At 66.7% G+C, this 19,166-nt stretch carries 17 protein-coding genes; 7 read left to right on the top strand and 10 right to left on the bottom strand.

Translation table 11 applies throughout. The features are described from left to right. Nucleotides 1-17: 17 nt before the first annotated feature. The 3 genes from KI794_RS04340 to KI794_RS16230 all read left to right on the top strand — a co-directional run bounded on the left by KI794_RS04340 (nt 18) and on the right by KI794_RS16230 (nt 4,234). On the top strand, nt 18-575 hold the full coding sequence (locus KI794_RS04340; RefSeq protein WP_255809278.1) for a tetratricopeptide repeat protein: 558 nt from the start codon (nt 18-20) through the stop codon (nt 573-575). A gap of 4 nt (nt 576-579) precedes the next feature. After that, nucleotides 580-1,368 carry a trimeric intracellular cation channel family protein gene (locus tag KI794_RS04335; protein ID WP_255809277.1) on the top strand — a complete coding sequence of 263 codons (789 nt, stop codon included), beginning with the start codon at nt 580-582 and terminating at the stop codon, nt 1,366-1,368. Between the two features lie 163 nt (nt 1,369-1,531). Then, a complete protein-coding gene (locus tag KI794_RS16230) occupies nt 1,532-4,234 on the top strand; it encodes a purple acid phosphatase family protein (RefSeq protein ID WP_304941401.1) in 2,703 nt (900 codons plus the stop codon). A gap of 101 nt (nt 4,235-4,335) precedes the next feature. Here KI794_RS16230 and KI794_RS04325 read toward each other — a convergent pair whose 3' ends face one another. After that, complete coding sequence (locus tag KI794_RS04325; RefSeq protein ID WP_255809276.1) at nt 4,336-5,547, bottom strand: MFS transporter; 1,212 nt, start codon at nt 5,545-5,547, stop codon at nt 4,336-4,338. A gap of 52 nt (nt 5,548-5,599) precedes the next feature. Here KI794_RS04325 and KI794_RS04320 point away from each other — a divergent pair, with 52 nt between their 5' ends. Next, nucleotides 5,600-6,310: a FadR/GntR family transcriptional regulator gene (locus tag KI794_RS04320; protein ID WP_255809275.1), complete on the top strand. Its 711-nt coding sequence runs from the start codon at nt 5,600-5,602 to the stop codon at nt 6,308-6,310. A gap of 27 nt (nt 6,311-6,337) precedes the next feature. Here KI794_RS04320 and KI794_RS04315 read toward each other — a convergent pair whose 3' ends face one another. Continuing rightward, on the bottom strand, nt 6,338-7,675 hold the full coding sequence (locus KI794_RS04315; protein ID WP_255809731.1) for a PhoH family protein: 1,338 nt from the start codon (nt 7,673-7,675) through the stop codon (nt 6,338-6,340). 322 nt (nt 7,676-7,997) lie between these two features. Between KI794_RS04315 and KI794_RS04310 the strand changes: the two genes are divergently transcribed. Continuing rightward, on the top strand, nt 7,998-8,564 hold the full coding sequence (locus KI794_RS04310) for a TetR/AcrR family transcriptional regulator (protein ID WP_119283159.1): 567 nt from the start codon (nt 7,998-8,000) through the stop codon (nt 8,562-8,564). An 18-nt stretch (nt 8,565-8,582) separates the two neighbouring features. On the opposite strand, the gene KI794_RS04305 is transcribed toward KI794_RS04310, so the two are convergent. Genes KI794_RS04305 through KI794_RS04290 form a run of 4 tightly spaced genes read right to left on the bottom strand, consistent with a single transcriptional unit; the run spans nt 8,583 to nt 12,164 of the window. Beyond that, the gene (locus KI794_RS04305) at nt 8,583-9,572 is read right to left on the bottom strand and encodes a CPBP family intramembrane glutamic endopeptidase (RefSeq protein ID WP_255809274.1); all 990 of its coding nucleotides are present in this window, start codon (nt 9,570-9,572) and stop codon (nt 8,583-8,585) included. Next, nucleotides 9,569-10,642 (bottom strand): DUF1648 domain-containing protein, encoded by a 1,074-nt coding sequence (locus KI794_RS04300; protein WP_255809273.1) that lies wholly within the window; start codon nt 10,640-10,642, stop codon nt 9,569-9,571. Before KI794_RS04300 ends, KI794_RS04305 begins: the two co-directional genes overlap by 4 nt. Continuing rightward, nucleotides 10,639-11,751 carry a DUF1648 domain-containing protein gene (locus tag KI794_RS04295; RefSeq protein WP_255809272.1) on the bottom strand — a complete coding sequence of 371 codons (1,113 nt, stop codon included), beginning with the start codon at nt 11,749-11,751 and terminating at the stop codon, nt 10,639-10,641. The genes KI794_RS04300 and KI794_RS04295 overlap by 4 nt, the downstream gene beginning before the upstream one ends. Next, nucleotides 11,748-12,164, bottom strand: a complete 417-nt coding sequence (locus KI794_RS04290; protein ID WP_119283163.1) for a GntR family transcriptional regulator — start codon at nt 12,162-12,164, stop codon at nt 11,748-11,750. The genes KI794_RS04295 and KI794_RS04290 overlap by 4 nt, the downstream gene beginning before the upstream one ends. A gap of 46 nt (nt 12,165-12,210) precedes the next feature. On the opposite strand from KI794_RS04290, the gene KI794_RS04285 reads away from it, so the two are divergent. Then, nucleotides 12,211-13,401 carry a PQQ-dependent sugar dehydrogenase gene (locus KI794_RS04285; protein ID WP_255809271.1) on the top strand — a complete coding sequence of 397 codons (1,191 nt, stop codon included), beginning with the start codon at nt 12,211-12,213 and terminating at the stop codon, nt 13,399-13,401. A 218-nt stretch (nt 13,402-13,619) separates the two neighbouring features. Here KI794_RS04285 and KI794_RS04280 read toward each other — a convergent pair whose 3' ends face one another. Both KI794_RS04280 and KI794_RS04275 read right to left on the bottom strand, forming a co-directional pair. Continuing rightward, nucleotides 13,620-14,783, bottom strand: coding sequence for an acyl-CoA dehydrogenase family protein (locus KI794_RS04280; protein WP_119283164.1), 1,164 nt, complete (start codon nt 14,781-14,783; stop codon nt 13,620-13,622). A gap of 33 nt (nt 14,784-14,816) precedes the next feature. After that, the gene (locus KI794_RS04275) at nt 14,817-15,989 is read right to left on the bottom strand and encodes a CaiB/BaiF CoA transferase family protein (protein WP_119283165.1); all 1,173 of its coding nucleotides are present in this window, start codon (nt 15,987-15,989) and stop codon (nt 14,817-14,819) included. Between the two features lie 83 nt (nt 15,990-16,072). On the opposite strand from KI794_RS04275, the gene KI794_RS04270 reads away from it, so the two are divergent. Continuing rightward, nucleotides 16,073-17,542, top strand: coding sequence for a PucR family transcriptional regulator (locus KI794_RS04270; protein ID WP_119283166.1), 1,470 nt, complete (start codon nt 16,073-16,075; stop codon nt 17,540-17,542). Between the two features lie 11 nt (nt 17,543-17,553). Here KI794_RS04270 and KI794_RS04265 read toward each other — a convergent pair whose 3' ends face one another. Continuing rightward, nucleotides 17,554-18,057 carry a phosphoribosyltransferase gene (locus tag KI794_RS04265; RefSeq protein WP_119283167.1) on the bottom strand — a complete coding sequence of 168 codons (504 nt, stop codon included), beginning with the start codon at nt 18,055-18,057 and terminating at the stop codon, nt 17,554-17,556. Nucleotides 18,058-18,141: 84 nt separating this feature from the next. Continuing rightward, a complete protein-coding gene (locus tag KI794_RS04260; RefSeq protein WP_255809270.1) occupies nt 18,142-19,047 on the bottom strand; it encodes an aldo/keto reductase in 906 nt (301 codons plus the stop codon). Nucleotides 19,048-19,166: the final 119 nt, after the last annotated feature.

Below are 19,166 nucleotides of genomic sequence, written 5' to 3'. Positions count from 1 at the left end.
CGCGCTACGCTTGCCTCATGACCGCCGAAGCTTCGCCCCAGACGCCCGCCAGCACTGACTCGACGGGAAACACTGACTCGACGGGAAACGCCGACTCGTGGCAGGCTCGCGTCGACGCTGTCTGGGCAGACGCCAACGCGAGTGAGCGCGAGGTTGTCGAACGAATCGCGGCGCTCGTCGCCGAGCTCCCAGACAGCGACCCACGCGGCCCGTTTGAGCTTGGCGGGGCCCACGACTCAGCAGGGCTTGAAACGCGCGCCGCTGAGCTCTACGAGCGCGCGATCGAGCTCGGCCTCGGCGGCGTCGCCCGGGCCGAGCTCGACGTGCAGTACGCCTCGACACTGCGCAATCTCGGTCGCGCCGACGAAGCCGTACGGGTGCTCGAGACGACGACGCGACACAATGATCTCGGCGCCTCCCCCGACGCCTTCCGCGCGCTCGCACTGCACGCTGCCGGCCACTCATCGGAGGCAGTCGCGGTGCTCCTCGAGGCGCTCATCCCGACACTGCCAAAATACCAACGCTCGCTCACCGGATACGCGGCAGAATTGCGCACCGGCGATACGGGAGAATAGTCGGGTGCTTGACGAAACATTCACGCTTCCCCTCTGGGCCGAGCTCACGGCAGTCGGCGTCGGCAGCCTGCAGGGCGCCCTCTTCGCCGCTGGGTTCAAACGGCTTGACCTGCTCGGGGTCGCACTCGTCGGCATCGCCTCAGGGATCGGCGGGGGCTTTCTTCGCGACATCCTGCTCAACACGACCACGGCGGCATTCTCAATCAACTGGTACCTGCTGACCGCGATCCTGTCAGCCTTCGTCGGCATGCTCGTGCCGCGCCTGTTTCACAGGGTTGACCCCGTGATCACGCTGCTCGACGCCGTGAGCATCGGCATGTTCGGAGCGATCGGCGCGACAAAGGCGCTCGCGCTCGGGCTCCCGGTGCTCCCAGCCCTGTTCATCGGCACGATCTCAGCCGTCGGTGGCGGCGTACTCCGAGACATGATCCTGAACATACCGATCGCGCTCATGCACGTCGGCTCGTTCTACGCCGTCGCATCGATGGGCGGCATCGTCGTCCTGCTCATCATGCTGCAGTTCGGCGCGCCAGTGCTCGTCGCAGGCGTCGTGTGCGTCCTCGTTACGACGATGCTGCGCCTCCTCGCGATTCGCTTCGGCTGGAGCCTTCCCGAACAGCGGGCCCTCAGCCGCATTCAGCTGCGCCGCCAACGCCAGGTTGAGGCCGCAATCGACGAGGCGCTGCAGACAGGCGCCATTGTTCTCCCCGACATCGTGCCCGATCCTGACGATGACGACGAAGATGACGAAGGCGAGGAGTCAGGCGTGGCGTGGCGCCAGCCCCGCCCTTAGCGCCGCCCCGGCAAGTCCCGCCCCGCACGTTCATCTGCCGTGCACGCTACGGTCGCGATTCGGCAACCAACGGTCGACCGCGGGGCTACTCGGGTTCGGTTGTGTAGTGGAGGGCGCCCCTGCGGCGCCCTCCATATGCCGCAACCGAGTCCGAAGGAACGAAATGACGAACCCAGCTCGCCCACCCCGCCTACGACGAGGGGTGACCGCACTCGCCCTTGCCGCACTCGTGGGCTCGGGCCTGGCAATCCCGCTCGCGAGTCCCGCCTCGGCAACACCGGAAGCGTTGGCGACTGCCGCGGTGCCCGCCGTACCTGAGGGGTCGCTCGTCACAACGGGAACTCCCTGGAAGTATCTCGACACCAACGTTGATCCGGCCGCGGGCGCACAAGATCGCAACGCCTGGACGGCTCCAGAATTCGACGACTCGGGTTGGGCAACTGCCGCGAGCGGCTTCGGGGTCAAGAAGAACGAGCTCGCCGCAGTCGGGCCGTACATGCCAGCAACCAAGCTCGCCCACTACATCGACGGCGATTCGAAGAACACGGTCCCGACCTACTTCTTCCGCACGACCGTGGAGCTCGCCACAGGCGTCGCGAGCGAGGTCGACGCGGTCTCGGCGTCGATCATTCACGACGATGCAGCCCGCGTGTTCGTGAACGGCCAGAAGGTCGCGGGATTCCTCGACAGCCGCGTCGATGACACACTGCCATCGAACCTGCAGTACGCGGGTGAAAGCAAGGGCGACCCCGTCGTCTCGAACTTCACTATCGATCCCGCGCTGCTCCACGACGGCGCCAACACCATTGCCGTGGCCGTCTACCAGGATCGCGAGACCTCCTCCGATGCCTACTTCGACATGACCAAGCTCCAGCTCACGCCAAAAACCGATGAGGGCGGCGGCACCGAGCCCGTCATCGCCGCTCCGACGCGAGTGATCCTCACTCCGACAGAGACTCCGGCGACATCGCAGTCGTTCTCGTGGCTCGCTGGCGACGAAACGCACACGACCGGCCAGGTCGAGATCGGGCTCGCCACCGGGGGCGACACCCGCGTCGCCAAAGCCGCCGCGGTTGGCGCCGTCAACGGCAACGCGAAAGAACACTTCTCGGCGACAGTGGAAGACCTCACCCCCGCGACCACGTACCGCTACCGCGTGGGCACCGAGGGCAGCATGAGCGAGTGGTACACATTCACCACCGAGACCCCGGGCGCGACCGACTTCCAGTTCGTCTACTACGGCGACGCACAGATCGGCCTCGACACCACATGGCCAGCGGTCGTCGCGCAGGCTGAGGCCAAGGCCCCGCGCTCGATCGGGTCGGTGCACGCCGGCGACCTCATTAACACCGGCAGCAACGACACCGAGTGGCTGAACTGGTTCAAGGGAATGGAGCGCTCGGCGACGAGCACCAACGTGATGGCCGCGCCGGGCAATCACGAGTACTCGGGCGACAAGACGCTCGCCTCGTGGAAGGCTCACTTCGAGTACCCGCTCAACCAGCCGTCGACCGAGACGATCGGTGAGCTCGCTGGCCGCGCGCAGGGAGACTCTGACGTCGCACGCCAGTACGCCGCATACTTTGAGCACTGGGCAGACTTCGCGGCCGAGACCGTGTACTACACCGACTACCAGGGTGTCAGGTTCATCACGCTGAACGCCACTCGCGACACCACGTTCCTGAAGCCCGCGAACCTCCCCGGCTGCACGGGCGCAGAGTGCCCGAGCACGAAGGTGCAGGCACTGTGGACGGAGTACCAGGCTGCATGGCTCGACTTCGTGCTCAAGGAGAGCCCATCGAAGTGGAACGTCGTCACGTTCCACCAGCCCGTGTACTCCACCTCCTCGGGGCGCGACGAGGCCGTCCTCCGCGAGTACTGGGTTCCGGTGTTCGAGGAGAACAACATCGATCTCGTACTCATGGGGCACGATCACACGTACGGGCGCGGTTACAAGAACGACGACACCACAGACACCCGCGGCATGACCGTCGGCCCGGTGTACGCGGTCTCAAACTCGGGTGCGAAGCACTACGACCTCGAGACTGAAGAGAAGAACGTCTGGACGAACAACGGCGCGACCCAGGTCATCCGCGGCGAGCGCGTGACGACCTACCAGGTCATCGACGTCACTGCGAATCAGCTCACCTACCGCTCGTACGTCGCCGAGAAGGTGAACGGGTCAAAGAGTTTCAAGCTCACCGATACCGCAGCCGAGCGCCCGGTGTACGCCGCGGCCGAGGTCCCCGCCGTTGGCGAGGTCTTCGACGAGTTCACGGTCACGAAGTACGACACCGGCGAGAAGTGGGTCACTGAGCCTGGCGTCGAGACTCCCGCCGGCCCGGCGCTGCAGCTTGGTGCGGCGTCGGTCGCGCAGGGCGACGAACTGCAGGTCTCAGGATCGGGCTTCGCCCCCGGTTCGAAGATCGCGCTCGAGCTGCACTCGGAGCCGGTCGCGCTCGCCTCGGTCGAGGTCAGTGAGGATCGCGCGTTCTCGACAGCGGTGACGATCCCGGCGAACACCCCGACGGACACCGAGCACGAGCTCGTCGCCGTACTGCCAAACGGTAAGACAGTGTCGACTCCGCTCACTGTCACCGCAGCCGAAACCGGTGGCGAAAACCCCGGCGGGGAAAATCCGGGCGGCGAAAACCCCGGCGAGACCGACACCACGCCCGGCGGCACCACACCGGGCGCGGGCGAACATGGCGGCGGGAAGGGATCGGGATCGATCGCCACCACTGGCGGCGCGTCGTTCGTTCCGCTCGGCATCGCAACGCTCGCGCTGCTCACCGCAGGCGGCGGACTGCTGCTGTGGCGCCGCCGCACCGCCGCGGCCGCGACGGCTGATCACACGCTCGGCTAGCGCGGGAGCCGCGTGAGGCGGGGCGTCGGGTTCACTCCCGCCGCCCCGCCTCACGCGTTTCCACGGCTGCCGCGCAAACGCGAACGCCGGTGAGAGCGCACCTACCGTTCACCGCCGGGACGCCGACGCCACACGACCGCGGTGAGCACGACGCCGACGGTGATCTGGGCGGCGGCGCCGACAATAAGCAGCACGAGCACTGGCGTCCACGACTGCGTCGCCTGGTGCAGGGCCCCCGCCCCGAGGGGGCCGAGCGTCGCGACCGTGTACCCGATGGACTGCACCGCGGTTGAGACCCGCGCCGACTCTGCCGCGTCCTTGCCGATCGTCGCGATGAGCGCGAGCGCGAGCGGAAACGCGCACATTCCGAGCCCGAGGAGCCCGGCCCATACCTCCGGCAGTGCGAGCGGCGCGAACAGTAGCCCGAGCACGCCCGCCGTTGTCGCGGATCCGACGACCGCGAATCCGACACGCATCCGGCCGGCCCCGCGGGCGAGCGGCATGATGAGCACCGTCGCAGGCACGCCCACCGCCATCGTGATGCCGAGCAGGAGCCCGGCGCGCTCGGGTGACAGGCCCGCGTCTGTGGCGATCGTCGGAAGCCATCCCATGACCACGTAGCTCAGGAGCGACTGGAGCGCGAAGAAGCTCGCGAGGAGCCAGGTTCCGGCAGGGTACGCGGCGCGCACCCGACGTGCGCCGATCCCGACGGCCGCGGGGGCCTCGGCGCGGGCGGGCCGCGCGATTGGCATCACGACGGCCCACACAGCGAGGGCGATGAGCGCGGGCACCGCCCACGCCGCGAGCCCGACCGTCGGACTGCCGACGGCCACGGCGACAGGCACGGCTGTTGCCGCCGCGGTCGCCGCGCCGAGCGACATCGCAGTCGAGTAGACCGTCGTCACCGTGCCGATGCTGCGGCCAAAGTGCGCACGGACGACGGCGGGCAACAGGATGTTCACGACAGCGAGTCCGCCCGTCGCAACGACGGTACCGAGCACAACGATCCAGGGGCTCGGGATAGCGCGGATGAGGAGCCCTGCGGTCAGTACCGCAAGCCCGACAGCGACTGTGCGCTCGACGCCCCAGCGTGCAGCGAGTCTCGCGGTGCTCACCCCGGCGACCGCGAACACTGCCGTCGGAATCGCTGGGATGAGCACAACCGTCGCAGAGTTCAAGGCGCCGCTCTCGGTGAGCAACGTGAGCAGCGCGGCAGCGCTAGTTATCGCCAGGCGCAAATTCAGCGCGACGAGCACGAGCGCGATCAGCATGAGCGCGGTCCGCCTGCGGGCAGGGGCAGGAGTGTGAGTCATATTCATCCAAACATCTAACGTCTAACCTTTGAGACGTACTATCATTGCACACATGAGCCTGGATCCGATACGTCAGTCTTCATTGAGCGACAAGGTCGTCGAGCGACTTCGCACCGAGATCGTCGAGGGGCGCTGGCGCGTCGGCGAGCGAATCCCGCCCGAGCCCGAACTCATCGCAGACCTGGGCGTCGCGCGCGGCACCCTTCGCGAGGCAATCCGGGCGCTGCAGTACAGCGGCATGCTCGACGTCCGCCGCGGCGACGGCACGTTCGTCACCGCCCGAAGCGAGGTCCCCGGAGCACTCGCCCGCTCGGGCGGCTCGATCGGAGACGTGCTCGAGGCGCGCGCCGCCATCGAGCCGCAGCTCGCCCGGCTTGCCGCGGAACGCGCGAACGAGGGAGACATCGAGAGGATCGCCGAGGCACTCGACTACCGCGCCCTCGTCACGAACGAGCCGCCGACACGCGAGAACGCCGCCGTCTGGGCGCAGGCCGACGCCGCGTTCCACGAAGAGGTCGCACGGGCAGCACACAACCCGATCCTGTTCGAGATCTACGCGGCGCTGCTCCCCCAACTCAGGGAATCAGTGGAATCCGCGATCACCCGCGACGGCTTCAGTCGCGAGGACCCACGCGGCCACGAGGAGGTACTGGCGGCTATCAGACGACAAGACCCGGAGGCGGCTGGCGCGAGCGCAGCAGCGAACCTCGCCGCCACCGAGCGCTGGGACCACGCAGAGCGGGCCGGCGCAGCTTCACGCTAGCGCCGGCCCGCCCCCGCCCCTGACTCGCTACGAGTCGAGCAGCTCCGTGACGAGGGCCGCAATGTCGCTACGTTCGCTGCGCGTGAGCGTAACGTGGCCGAAGAGCGAGTGCCCCTTGAGCTTCTCGATGACAGCCGCGATCCCGTCGTGCCGCCCCACGCGCAGGTTGTCGCGCTGCCCGACGTCGTGCGTGAGCACGACCCGCGAGCGCTGCCCGATGCGGCTGAGCATCGTGAGCAGCACGTTGCGCTCGAGCGACTGCGCCTCGTCAACGATCACGAACGCGTCGTGCAGCGACCGGCCGCGGATGTGCGTGAGCGGGAGCACCTCGACGAGATCGCGCGCAACCACCTCATCGAGCACGTTCTGCGAGACGATCGAGCCGAGGGTGTCGAACACCGCCTGCCCCCACGGATTCATCTTGTCTTGCTGGTCTCCGGGAAGATAGCCGAGCTCCTGGCCCCCGACGGCGTACATGGGCCGGAACACCATAACCTTCCGGTGCTGCTGCCGCTCGAGTACCGCTTCGAGGCCCGCCGCGAGCGCGAGCGCCGACTTCCCGGTGCCGGCCTTGCCGCCGAGCGACACGATCCCGACCTCGGGGTCGAGCAGCAGGTCGATTGCAAGGCGCTGCTCCGCGCTCCTGCCGTGCACGCCGAAGACCTCACGGTCCCCTCGCACCAGCCTGATCGACGCGTCACCGTCGACCCTGCCAAGCGCCGAGCCTGTCGGCGAGCTGATGATGAGCCCTGTTCCAACCACGAGGCCCCTGGCCGCGTCGACGCTGTCGAGCCGTTCTTCCTCCCAGAGAGCGTCAACGTCGGCATCCGTGAGCTCAATCGTGCTCGTCCCGAGGTAGCTGTCGTCGCCAGTCTGGTCGTTGCGATACTCCTCCGCCCCGAGCCCAAGCGCCGATGCTTTCACACGCATCGGGAGATCCTTCGAGATGACAGTCACGTCGAGGCCCTCGCTCGCGAGGCTCTGGGCGACCGCGAGGATGCGCGTGTCGTTGTCTCCGAGTCGCATGCCGCTCGGGAGCACCTCTGCGCTCGAGTGATTGAGCTCAACTCGCAGCGTCCCGCCGGCGTCGCCTACAGGAACTGGGAAGTCGAGCCGCTCATGCCGCTCACGAAGCCCGTCGAGGAGCCTGAGCGCTCGCCGCGCAAAGTACCCGAGTTCAGGATCGTGCCGTTTCTTCTCAAGCTCTGTCACCACAACGACAGGCAAGACGATGCTGTGCTCGGCGAACCTGAAGATCGCTGCTGGATCGCTGAGGAGCACCGACGTGTCGAGCACGTAGGTTCGCTCCGCCTGCGCGAGGCGCTCTGCCTCGCCGATCGCCGGCTGCTTGATTGTTTCTCGGATAGTTGCCACGGCGGCTCCTTCGTTCTGCCGGGGCGGCCCCGGCGAAACGAGTCGGCCGTAGCTTTCGAGGGGGGCTACGGCCTCCTCAACCGGGCACGGTGCCCGGTACTGCACAAGGTACGCTCCCGAGGTGAACGGGATCTTTCGACACGCTGACGTGTTGGGACGCGGTGAATTCGGAGTGAAATTCGAGGCAGCAACATTGGAAACGTGACATATCGACAGACGTGGCCCGTCTAATTGGTACATTCTCTACAGTTCTGACAACAGAAACAGTTTCCTATGCTGCCTTTCCTCCATGGAACAGCGCTAGGCTGGGGCCATGACTGACGCGCGTATCCTGCGGACCCGGGCCGCACTGCACAAGGCGATCACTGAGCTCGCCACCCAGAAGCCTGTTGGAGAAATCACCGTCTCCGAGCTCGCCGAAAGCGCGGGCATCAACCGAGTGACGTTCTACAAGCACTACACGACGCCAGCGGAGGCGCTCGCGGATGCGCTGTACACCGAGCTCAAGGACGTCTGCACCGGCACCGCGCCTGCCCCCGAAATCGACGCTTTCACCCACTGCATCTACTCGGCGCTCGACCACCTCGAAGAGCGGCGCGAACTCTACACAATCGCGTTCAGCGACCAGGTCGACGGCACCGTCCCGATCATGCTCTCCCGCTTCCTCACCGAGGTCGCAGAGACCTACCTCACCAAGCGGCGCAAGCGGAAGCCCGCCGTTCCAGACGTCGACCTCGACGTCGCGGCCGCCTTCCTCGCCAACGGCGCCACTGGCGCGATCCGCGTCTGGATCCTCGAGGGGGACATGTCACGCGAACGCTTCTTCGAGAACCTGCCGCTGCTGCTGCCAGCCTGGTTCCAGGCCGAAGCGGCAGGGTAGTCTGGTCGGGGCGAGGCCCTAGCGCCGCGGCGGCGCCAGGCTCGGCTGCTTGCCGAACTGGCCCGTCGCGATGAGCACAATAATCACGACAGCTGCGACGATCCACCCAGAAACACCAAGCGGATTCACGAGCGGCATCGGCAGCGGCGCCCCGGCAGCCGTAAACACCAGACACACGGCGCCGACGCCGTTCAGCGCGCCGTGCGCGATCACCGCTGGCCAGACCGAAGCGCTGCGCAGGCGAAGCCAGCCGAACAGGATTCCCCAGAACACGCAGCCGATTGTCATGAGCGCGACGCCGCGCCAATCGAGCAGGCCAAAATTGTGGCCGAGCAAGGTGACCGGAGCGTGCCAGACTCCCCAGATCACGCCGCTGACGAGCAGCGCAGGCCAGGTCCCTAGGGGCCGCAGTGCCGGAAGCAGCCAACCGCGCCAGCCGATCTCCTCGCCGAACGCGGGCAGCAGATTGATGAGGCCGGCAAATGGAATCATCGCGAGCTGCGTCAGCATCACGGTGCGCGCGAGCTCTGGCGGTGTGCCCGCGCTCGCGAGCGTCGCCGCGAACCCCGAGAGCTCAGCGAAGTCAGGGGTAAACCAGCCAAGCATCGTCGCAACACCGAGCGCCAAGGCAACAATCACGATCGGCCCGAAGTTGCCGAGCACGATGAACCAGACCACACGCTTCGCAGGGCGCAGCGGCCACAGACCGAGGAATCTCGCTTTTCCCCGCCTCGGGGTCTTCAGCACGAAGACGACAACCAACATCGCGACCGCAGGGGTGAACATCATCACCGACGGGAGCAGCTGCAGCATCATCTGCGTGCCGAGCGGCAGGCTCACGGCTGCGACGGGGTCGAGGCGCCACATCGGGAGCATGACAAGCCACGCGAGCCCCCATGCGAGCGCCACAAAAACCGCCACGGCGACCCACGGAACGCGCGCGAGCGGCTCGGCGGGAGTGGGTTGAGCTTGTGTCGGTTGTGAGCCTTCGCTCAGCTGCTGAGTCATTGCGTATCTCCTTCGATAGATCCTGTTCCGTCGGTTGCGCCACCGGCCGGGTTGTCCCGCGCGGCCGCCGCTGCGGCGGCGAGCACTGACGCTGCGTCCTCTGCACCCGCAAGTGTCGCGACGAGCACTTTGCCGTTGCTGCGACCGATCACGAGCCCTTCCCCGCCGCGCGGCACCAGTCCCGTTCGCCCACCGGCGAAGCGAAGCCCCCAACCACCAAACTCGCCAAGCGGCTCGATCTGCGCCGTAACAACGTCGGTGACGTCACCCGCCGCGATCTTGAAGACCGGCCAGCCAACCATTGAACGCGCCTCGAACCCCTCCGGCCCGATCCGCACATTGAACCACATACACATCACCGTCGATGCAGCGACGACAGCCAGCGTGCCGAGGCCGATCCACCCGGCAAGTGGCTCGATCGTGAACATCCAGACCGCCAGCACCGCGAGCAGCACGTTGACGACCCCGACTCCCCACGACACCCCGCGCGACGGGCTGATCGCGCCCACCCAGACCGCACGCTCTGCGGCCCCAAGCGAGAGGGCGTCTGCGGTCGGCTCTCCGTCTTCGGGCTCGACGCGCAGACTCGGTTGGAGGAAGTACGCCGCGGCGGCGGCAGCAGCGCCCGCGACCCAGCCACCGATCAACCACCCAAGTGTCGATCCGGTCTCGCGCGCGTCGGCCGCGTCAAGTTGCACCCACGCGACACCGAGGGCGTTGATCTGCAACGACACCACCATGCCGAGGGTGAAGGCGGGCATCCAGCGATTCGCCGCGGCCCAGGTGCGCGTCGCACCGTCGGCGTCCCTCAGCCGCAGCTGAAACCGCTGGAGGGGAGGCAGGAGCATGACCCCGATGCAGATGCAGGCAAACATCACCACGTTCGTCCACGGCGCCCCGAACCCATCCGGGAGGCCGGAGGGTCCCCAGTGCGTTGCGACGGGATCAGGCATCCGCGGGAGCCAGGCCAGCTGGATCGCGAGGGCCGTGCCGAGCGCAAGCGCCGGCACGAACGTCCCGGCCCACAGGGCGGCGCGCTTCGCGCGGTCGAGCTCGAGTTGGGGGGTCATTTCGTGCCTTTCCTGTCTTTCTCGTCAGGTTCGCCCGGTTCGCCCGGCCGTGCACGAGCCTCGCGTGCGGCCGTGGCGAGCGCAGCCGCCGCGGACTCTGCGTCATCGATCGTCACAACAACTTGTCGACCCTGTCGCCTGGAGAATCTGATTCCCTCGCCAGTGCGCATCACGATGCCAACTTTTCCGTCGACCGAGAGTCGCCAGCCCCAACCCCCGAACTCAGCAAACGGGTGAATCTCGCCAACCTCCACGTCGGCAATATCGGCCGCTGGCACGCGCAGCGCCGGCCAGCCGAGAAACGACCGGGCCTCGAAACCACGGTCGTCGATCTGCACGTTGAACCGCATGCACAGCACCGTCAGCGCGAGCACCACCAGCAGCGAGACGCTCACGATTGTGATCGCAACTGGTTCCGCTGGGCGAATCCCCGCTACGAGGATCAGGCTTGCGACGAGCACAATGAGCGCCGACCCCATGACCCAGAGGTAGGTTCGGCTCACCCCGATCGACCCGATCCAGGCGACGCGCTCGGCGGGGGCGAGTTCGAGCGGATTCCCAGCCTCTGCCTCGGTAGCCGCGGCGATCCGTACCCGCGGCTGCACAAGGTAACCGAGCCCGGCCGCGACGATGCCGATGATCGCCGGCATGAGGGGAACGGCGAGGTTCGGCTCGAGCTGCCTGGCGTCGGGGAGGTCGAGCTGGATCGCCGTGGTGATGATGTTGAGCGAGGAGATGGCAGCCGCGGCTCCGAGCCCGATCGCCGGAATGAGACGGTTGATTGGCCCCCAGAGTTCACCCCCGGGGCGAGCCCGACCCTGGAGGTACTGCAGCCGCGTCGAGAAATACGTTGCGGCGATGAGGAGGCCCGCGAGCGGGAAAACGATCAGGCCGACCGCGGGACTGCCAAAGCCGTCCGCGACACCAGCTCCGTTCCAGTGCACCGCCATCGGGTTAGGCAGCCGCGGGAGCCACGCGAGCGTCACAATTGTGCCGACGATGACGAGACCTACTGGGACAACGAGCCCCACGATGCGCGCGGCTACACGTGCGCGCTGCAGGTCGGGCTGCGCCTCGGGCGCTGGCTGGACGGGATCGGTGTCTGTCATGCGGCGGTCTGCTCCTGTGAAAACGTCAGCGGAATCGGTGCGCGGCCAGCCGGCGGCGCACCATCGGGGTCGGCGTGCACGACGAGCGCGGCAAGGGTGACCTGGCTTACCCCAAGCTGGCTGGCCCGCTCGACGAGCTCGCGGACCTCGCCAGAGAGCTCGACGAGCGTGTTAGCGAGTGACGTGACGACGGCGCCTCGACCGCGCCGCAGGTCAACGAGCCGTTCGTCACGCAGCTGCTGGTAGGCCCGCAGCACGGTGTGCACGTTGATATTCAAGGCGTCGGCCAGCCGCTTCGCTGCGGGCAGCGCGGTGCCGGCTCGAAGCTTTCCAGCGGCGATGTCGGCGCGAATAGAGTCGGCGATCTGCTCGTAGATCGCGCGTTCGTTCGCCTCGTCAATACGAATCAGCATGCGCGCTCCCTTCGCCAATAACTCTACTTGAGCTAGAACAATATGTGTGGCTCGATTCACCAAGATCAACTACCGTGAGTTGTGGGAGGTCTCCATGAACCGTTCGCCCCGTTCGCGCAACTCCGCAGCCGTCGCACTGACCGCCGGTGCCATCGCTGCGCTACTCAGCCTCGCCGGATGCGCCGCCGAGCAGCCAGCGGAGCCTCCGGAGTCACCGAGCCCCGCGCCGACGACTACACCCCCGACTGAGGAGCCGAGCGAGCCACTCGGCCCGCGACAGTCGACGACCGGCCTCGCCGCACCGTGGTCGATCGCCTACGTCGAGAACTCGGCGCTCGTGAGTGAGCGCGACTCTGGCAAGCTCATCGAGCTCACCGAGGACGGGGCCAGCCGCGAAATCGCCACAATCCCCGGCGTCGTGCATGGCGGCGAGGGCGGCTTCCTTGGCATCGCGGTGTCGCCAGCACCTGAGGGCACCCAGCCTGAGTTTCTGTACGCGTACTCGACAGCGAGCTCTGGCAACCGCGTGCAGCGATTCCCGCTCACAGGGACTCCAGGCTCGCTCGCGATCGGCGAGGCGACGCCCATCGTCGAGGGCCTCCCGAGCGCCACGTCGCACAACGGCGGCAGGATCGCGTTTGGCCCGGACGGAATGCTCTACGTCACCGTCGGCGATGCCTCGCAACCGTGGCTGTCGCAAGACCTCGACAGCCTCGCTGGCAAGATCCTTCGACTCACGCCAGACGGCGGCGTACCCGACGACAATCCATTCGAGGGCTCGCCCGTCTACACCTCCGGCCACCGCAACCCGCAGGGAATCGCCTGGGCGGCTGACGGCACAATGTACTCAAGCGAGTTCGGGCAAGACACCTGGGACGAGCTCAACGTCATCACCGCCGGCTCGAACTATGGTTGGCCCGAGGTCGAAGGCATCGCTGGTGACGACCGCTATGTCGACCCCGTGCAACAGTGGACACCCGCCGAGGCGAGCCCGAGCGGCATCGCCATCACGAGCGACACAATCTACATCGCGAACCTCCGCGGCCAGCGCGTGCGAACGGTGCCGCTCTCAGACCTGACGACAGGCTCCGATCACTTCGTGGAGGAGTACGGCCGCATCCGCGACGTCACCGTCTCTCCCGACGGCAAGCTCTGGCTGCTGAGCAACAATACTGACGGCCGGGTCGAGCCGCGCGCCGGCGACGATCGCTTCATCGACTCCGGTCTCGTGAAGTAGGGGCCTGCCACCCCACCGGCCCCCAGTGCCAAGCCCCCAGCACACGCAATGTGATCTGCACTTCGCATGCAGCCCCGGGAAGCTGTGGGCATTGGAACCGTCGATCCCAGTAGCAACGATCGACTTTCCCCCGCCACAGCGCCAATGCCGGGTACCTCGACACGAAAACGCACAGCGCCCGTCGCCCCCGAGGGGCGACGGGCGCCTGCAGCGTCAGACTAGAACGCAGCGATACCTGTCAGCTCACGCCCGATGACAAGCTGGTGTACCTCATCGGTGCCCTCGTAGGTGCGCACCGACTCGAGGTTTGCCATGTGGCGCATCACCGGGAAATCCGAGGTGATGCCATCGCCACCGAGGATCGAGCGGCACTGGCCCGCAATCTTGATGGCCTCGCGAACGTTGTTCAGCTTACCAACGGAGATCTGCCCGTAGGTGAGCGTCCCTGCATCCTTCAGACGGCCGAGGTGCAGCGCGAGCAGCATGCCCTTTTCGTACTCAACGAACATGTCGGCGAGCTGCGCCTGGATGATCTGCTTCGAGCCGATCGGAGCACCAAACACCTCGCGCGTCTGCGAACGCTCAACTGCTGCTTCGAGGCACGAGCGGGCAGCACCCATGACGCCCCAGGCAATACCGTAGCGAGCCTCGTTCAGGCACTTGAATGGCGCCGACAGCCCCTTGGCTCCAGGAAGGATCGCGTCTGCAGGCAGGCGCACATCGGTGAGCTCGATCTCAGTCTGCAGCGACGCGCGCATCGACAGCTTGTTCTCGATCGCGGTCGCCTTGAAACCCTCGGTCTCGGTCGGCACGACGAATCCGCGCACGACGCCCTCCTCGTCCTTCGCCCAGATCACGCCGACCTGTGCGATCGTTGCGAGGCCGATCCAACGCTTTTTGCCGTTGAGCACCCACTGGTCGCCGTCGCGGCGGGCCTGGGTGAGCATCGTGTTGGGGTCGGAGCCGCCCTGCGGCTCGGTCAGACCGAAGAAGCCGACAGCCTCGCCGCGGCCCATCGCCGGGAGCCAGCGCTGCTTCTGCTCTTCCGAGCCGAACTTGTAGATGGCGCCCATCGCGAGCGAACCCTGCACCGAAAGTGCGGTGCGAAAACCTGAGTCAGCGGCCTCAAACTCCATCGCTACGAGACCGTATGCAACGGACGACGCCCCACGAAGGCCGTAGCCGTTCATGTACATGCCGAACGCGCCGAACTCGCCGACCTCGGGTAGCAGTTCGACGGGGAGCCTGCGATCCTCGAACGCCTGGTCGATGATCGGATTGATCTTAGTCTGTGCGAATTCGCGGGCCTTGAGCTGCCACTCGCGCTCTTCTTCGGTAACGAAGTCGGCGACGTTGAACAGCTGGTCAATCGTGGTTGTCATGAGTTTCCTTTGTTCGTGGGGGTGCAGCAGAAATTAGCGTGAGAGCCAGGTCGCGCCCTGGTGTTCGCCGACCCCGGGAGGTGGCGAGGTATAGCGAGCTGGCGTCTCTGAGAAGTGGATGGGTGCAGCGATGGAGCGAAGAGTATGCTCCGTGCCATCTGGCGCGACGCCAGTTGTCTCGGCAACGGTGTTCAGGCCGAGGGACTCTGCGAGCTCGATCGCCTGCGCAATCGTATTCACCCGGCCCGCAGGAATGTTCGCCGCGGTGAACGCAGTAATCCACTCATCTGCGTTGCGCGAGCGAAGCCGATCTTCAAGGGCTGCGCGCAGCGCGACACGGTTCGCAACCCTGGCGGGATTGTTTGCAAACCGCTCGTCGGTCGCGAGCCCCGGAACGCCGAGCACCTCGCAGAGCCTTGCAAACTGACCGTCAGTGCCCACGGCGAGCGCGACGGATTGATCGGCGGCGTGAAACGTCTCGTAGGGCGCGATCGAGGGGTGGGCGTTGCCCATCCGCTGAGGCGACGCCCCGGTCTCAAGTGTCGATGAGGCCTGATTCGCGAGGGCCGACAGCAGCGATCCAAGGAGCGTCACCTTGACGTGCTGGCCGCGGCCAGTGCCGCCCTCCGAGTCGCGGGCGCGGAGCGCGGCCTGAATACCGATAACCGCGTTGAGGCCAGTGAGAATGTCAACGAGCGCGACGCCAACCTTTGTCGGCTCACCGCCAGCATCGTCGGCCTGACCAGTGATGCTCATGAGCCCTCCGACGGCCTGCACGAGCAGGTCGTAGCCGGGCAGATCGCGCCCCTCGGCGTCGCCGAAGCCCGAGATCGAGCAGTACACGACGCCAGGATTGGCTGCGGCGAGCGCCTCGTAGCTCAGCCCGAACTTGTCCATCGTGCCTGGCTTGAAGTTCTCGATAACGACGTCGGCCGTCGTCGCGAGCTCGGTCGCGAGCGCGATGCCTTCCTCACTGCGAAGGTCGCAGACGACCGAGCGCTTGCCACGGTTGACCCCCGCGAAGTAGGTGCTCTGCCCAATCGCGTTTGTTGGCGGGGACCACTGCCTGGTGCCATCGCCCTCGGGGCTCTCGATCTTGATGACGTCTGCACCAAAATCAGCCAACAGCATCGTTGCGTGCGGGCCCGCGAGCACTCGAGAGAAGTCTGCGACTCGAATGCCGGCGAGCGGACCTGAGGTTGTCATACTTCAACTGTAGGTGAATCGCCAGACCCCATGGGGCAAAACCTGCACACTCCTTGCATTCGATACTGTGCGAGAATGACACCATGGCGACGCTCTCCCAACTGCTCGAATTGCCCGATCTCGGCCTCACGCTGCTGCAGGCGGGGCAGGGAGACCCCGAGCTCAGCTGGGCCTCAATCACCGAGCTGCTGACGCTCAGCGACTACCTCGAGGGTGGCGAGATCATCATGACGACTGGCCTCTCCCTCGGTGCCGACGATCCAGGCTGGCTCGACTTCGTCGCGGGCCTCAGTCGTGCCCGCATCGCCGCCATCGGCTTCGGTGTTGGCGTTAACCACGAGACAGTGCCCACGCCCCTGCTCCGCGCGGCGAGCACCTACCGTGTCGCCCTGTTCGAGATCCCGCTGCCAGTGCCGTTCATTGCCGTAACCAAGGCTGTCGCCGGCCTCATGCGCTCCGACGAGCTGCGTGCCGCCCGCTCGGCGCTGCAAGTGCAGCTGCGCCTCCTCGACAGCGCGCGGGGAGCGCAAGATCCGGCGGAGGTGCTCGCAAGTATCTCGCAGGCAACCGGCCGACAGCTTGCGCTCATCGCCGGTGCCGACCGGGTGCTCGCAAGCACGCAAGGATTCCATCCAGACGGCGCCGAACTCGTCGCACTCGACACCGAGGGAAACCTCAGGCTCGCCATCGCAGGATCCGGGCCCCTCACGCCCGAGGGCAGCTCAGTGATCGCCGCGGGCGCGATGGCACTTGGGTTCAGCGTGCGCAGCGATCGAGCGACAGACCGCGCCGAACGTGAGCGTTGGGAGCTACTCACGGGCAAGATCCTGAGTGGTGAGTTCCCCGCCGAAACCGCCGAAGTGCTCTCCCCCGGGCTCGTGATGCCCACGACGCTGCGTGCCGTCGCGGTGCAGGGATCCCCAGAAGACATCTCAGCCTGGCGCACCGAACCCCGCCTGGGCCTCGACAGGCTCATCACCTCAACCGAAGAGCTGCCTGGCGGGCTCGCGCAAGCGTGGCAGATCGTCGACGGCGCGCACCCCGATCCAGCGATCACACGCACGGTGCAGCACGGGCTCGACCTCGTCGTCGGACGGGAAGTCGACAGCGGCAGCGTCCCCGTGAGCGCGCGCTCCGCGGCATCGCGCATCAGCGACCTCCCCGGCCGCGCAGCGCTCTACGCAGAACCCCGGCGCGCGCAGGTCATCCGGGTCGACCGTGACGCCCCATTCCTCGAGGCAGTACTCAGCCTGGGGGCCGCAGGGAAACCCGCCGCGGCGGGACTCAGCCGTGAGGTGCTCGGGCCGCTTTCGGCAGCGGGAGCCGGTGGCGACGCATCTCCCGAGGCAGACCGCGAGCTCCTCTGCGAGACGCTCGACGCGCTCTTCGAGTCAGACGGCCAGCGTGGACCCGCAGCCGCAGCCCTCGGCATTCACCGCAACACGCTTCGCGACAGGGTCACACGCATCGAACGGCTCACGGGGAGATCGCTTTCAAGCGCCGCCGACCGCGCGGAGCTCTGGTTCGCGCTGCGCGCCGACGAGCTGCTGTAACGCGCTGCGCGCTATGCGCTCCGCTCGGCGGCGTTCGCGTCTTCCTCGATGACCGAGCCATCAGCCGACCACGGGAAGTCGATCCACTTGTCGGTTGCCTTCCACGCATAGTCGGGTGCGATGACCGTTGACGGCTTTGTGTAGATCGTGACCGAACGCACGTCGGCGCCCTCAGCAACGAGCAGCTCGACCGCGAGCTTCAGCGTGCGGCCCGAGTCAGCAACGTCGTCTACGAGAAGCACGCGGCGGCCCTTGAGATAGCCCATATCGAGTTCGGGTGGCAGCACCTCAGGGTTGTCGAGCACTGTGCCAATTCCCGTGTAGAACTCGACGTTCAGCGCGCCGCAGTTTTTCGCCCCGAGGCCGTACGCGATCGCGCCAGCCGGCAGCAGCCCGCCCCTGGCGATCGCGACAACGACCTCGGGGATGAAATCGTCGGCGACAACCTGGCGCGAAAGTTCACGGGTCGCTGCCCCGAATCCGTCCCAGGTGAGTACTTCGCGTTCGGCGGTCATGTGGGGCTCCCTCAGGTCGTGCGGATGCGGCGTCGTGTGCTGCCGTAAGGCAAGCAGTTTACCCGGCTTCGTCGAGCGTCACCGTTAGGGCACCTCGTAGCCCGCCGCGACGAACAGCTCGTACCACTCGGCCCGGCTGAGCACGATGCCCGCGCCTGCGACTGCCTCCGCGACGCGGCTTGCCTTCGTCGTCCCGAGCACGACGCGCATGCGCGCCGGGTGACGGGTAATCCACGCCGTTGCGATCGCAGTTGGCGTCGTCTGGCGTTCTGCGGCAATGCGGGCGAGCACCGCCTGGAGTTCCCGGAGCCCGCCCTGCTCAAAAATCGACCCCGAGAAGAACCCACGCTGGAACGGCGACCACGCTTCAAGGGTGATGCCGTGAATGCGCGCGTATTCAAGCAGGCCGCCGTCGCGCACTGCCGACTGCTTCAGCCCCTCCATATTGGCTGCGATGCCCTGCGCAACGAGCGCGGCGTGACCGAGCCCGAACTGCACCTGGTTCACAGCGATCGGCTGGGTCACCGCGGTTTTCAGCAGTTCAATCTGCTGCGACGTGTGATTCGACACCCCAAACGAGCGCACTTTGCCCGCGGCCTCAAGCTGCGAGAACGCCGACGCGACCTCCTCTGGCTCGACGAGCGTGTCAGGCCGGTGCAGCATGAGCACGTCGAGGTAGTCGGTGCCAAGCGCTGCAAGCGATTCCTCGGCCCTGCGCACAATGTAGTCGGCCGAGAAGTCGAAGCCGCGCCCACCCGGTCTGATGCCACACTTCGTTTGAAGCTCGATCTGCTCCCGCTCTGCAGAGCTCAACTGCAGCGCCTCAGAGAAGCGGCGTTCGCAGCCGTGCTCGCCGCCGCCGTAGATGTCAGCGTGATCGAAGAGCGTCACCCCCGCCTCGCGCGCGGCTGTGTAGAGTTCCCGGATCTCGCCTGCGCTCAAGTTCTCGATCCGCATCATCCCAAGCACAATCCTGCTGGTCTCGCTCATAGCGTCTCCACTTCGTCGTCGGGTGTTACACGCCATGTTACGCGGGGCGGGTTGCGACTGCCGCAACCCGCATTCCCCTGTCCGCGCCGACGACGCACGCCTGCGCGGACAGGGCCTTT

Origin of the sequence: Leucobacter aridicollis, from assembly GCF_024399335.1 — a bacterium.
Classification (GTDB): domain Bacteria; phylum Actinomycetota; class Actinomycetes; order Actinomycetales; family Microbacteriaceae; genus Leucobacter; species Leucobacter aridicollis_A.
Note: the sequence above shows the minus strand (reverse complement) of the source record. Positions and strands in the feature narration are given on the sequence as shown.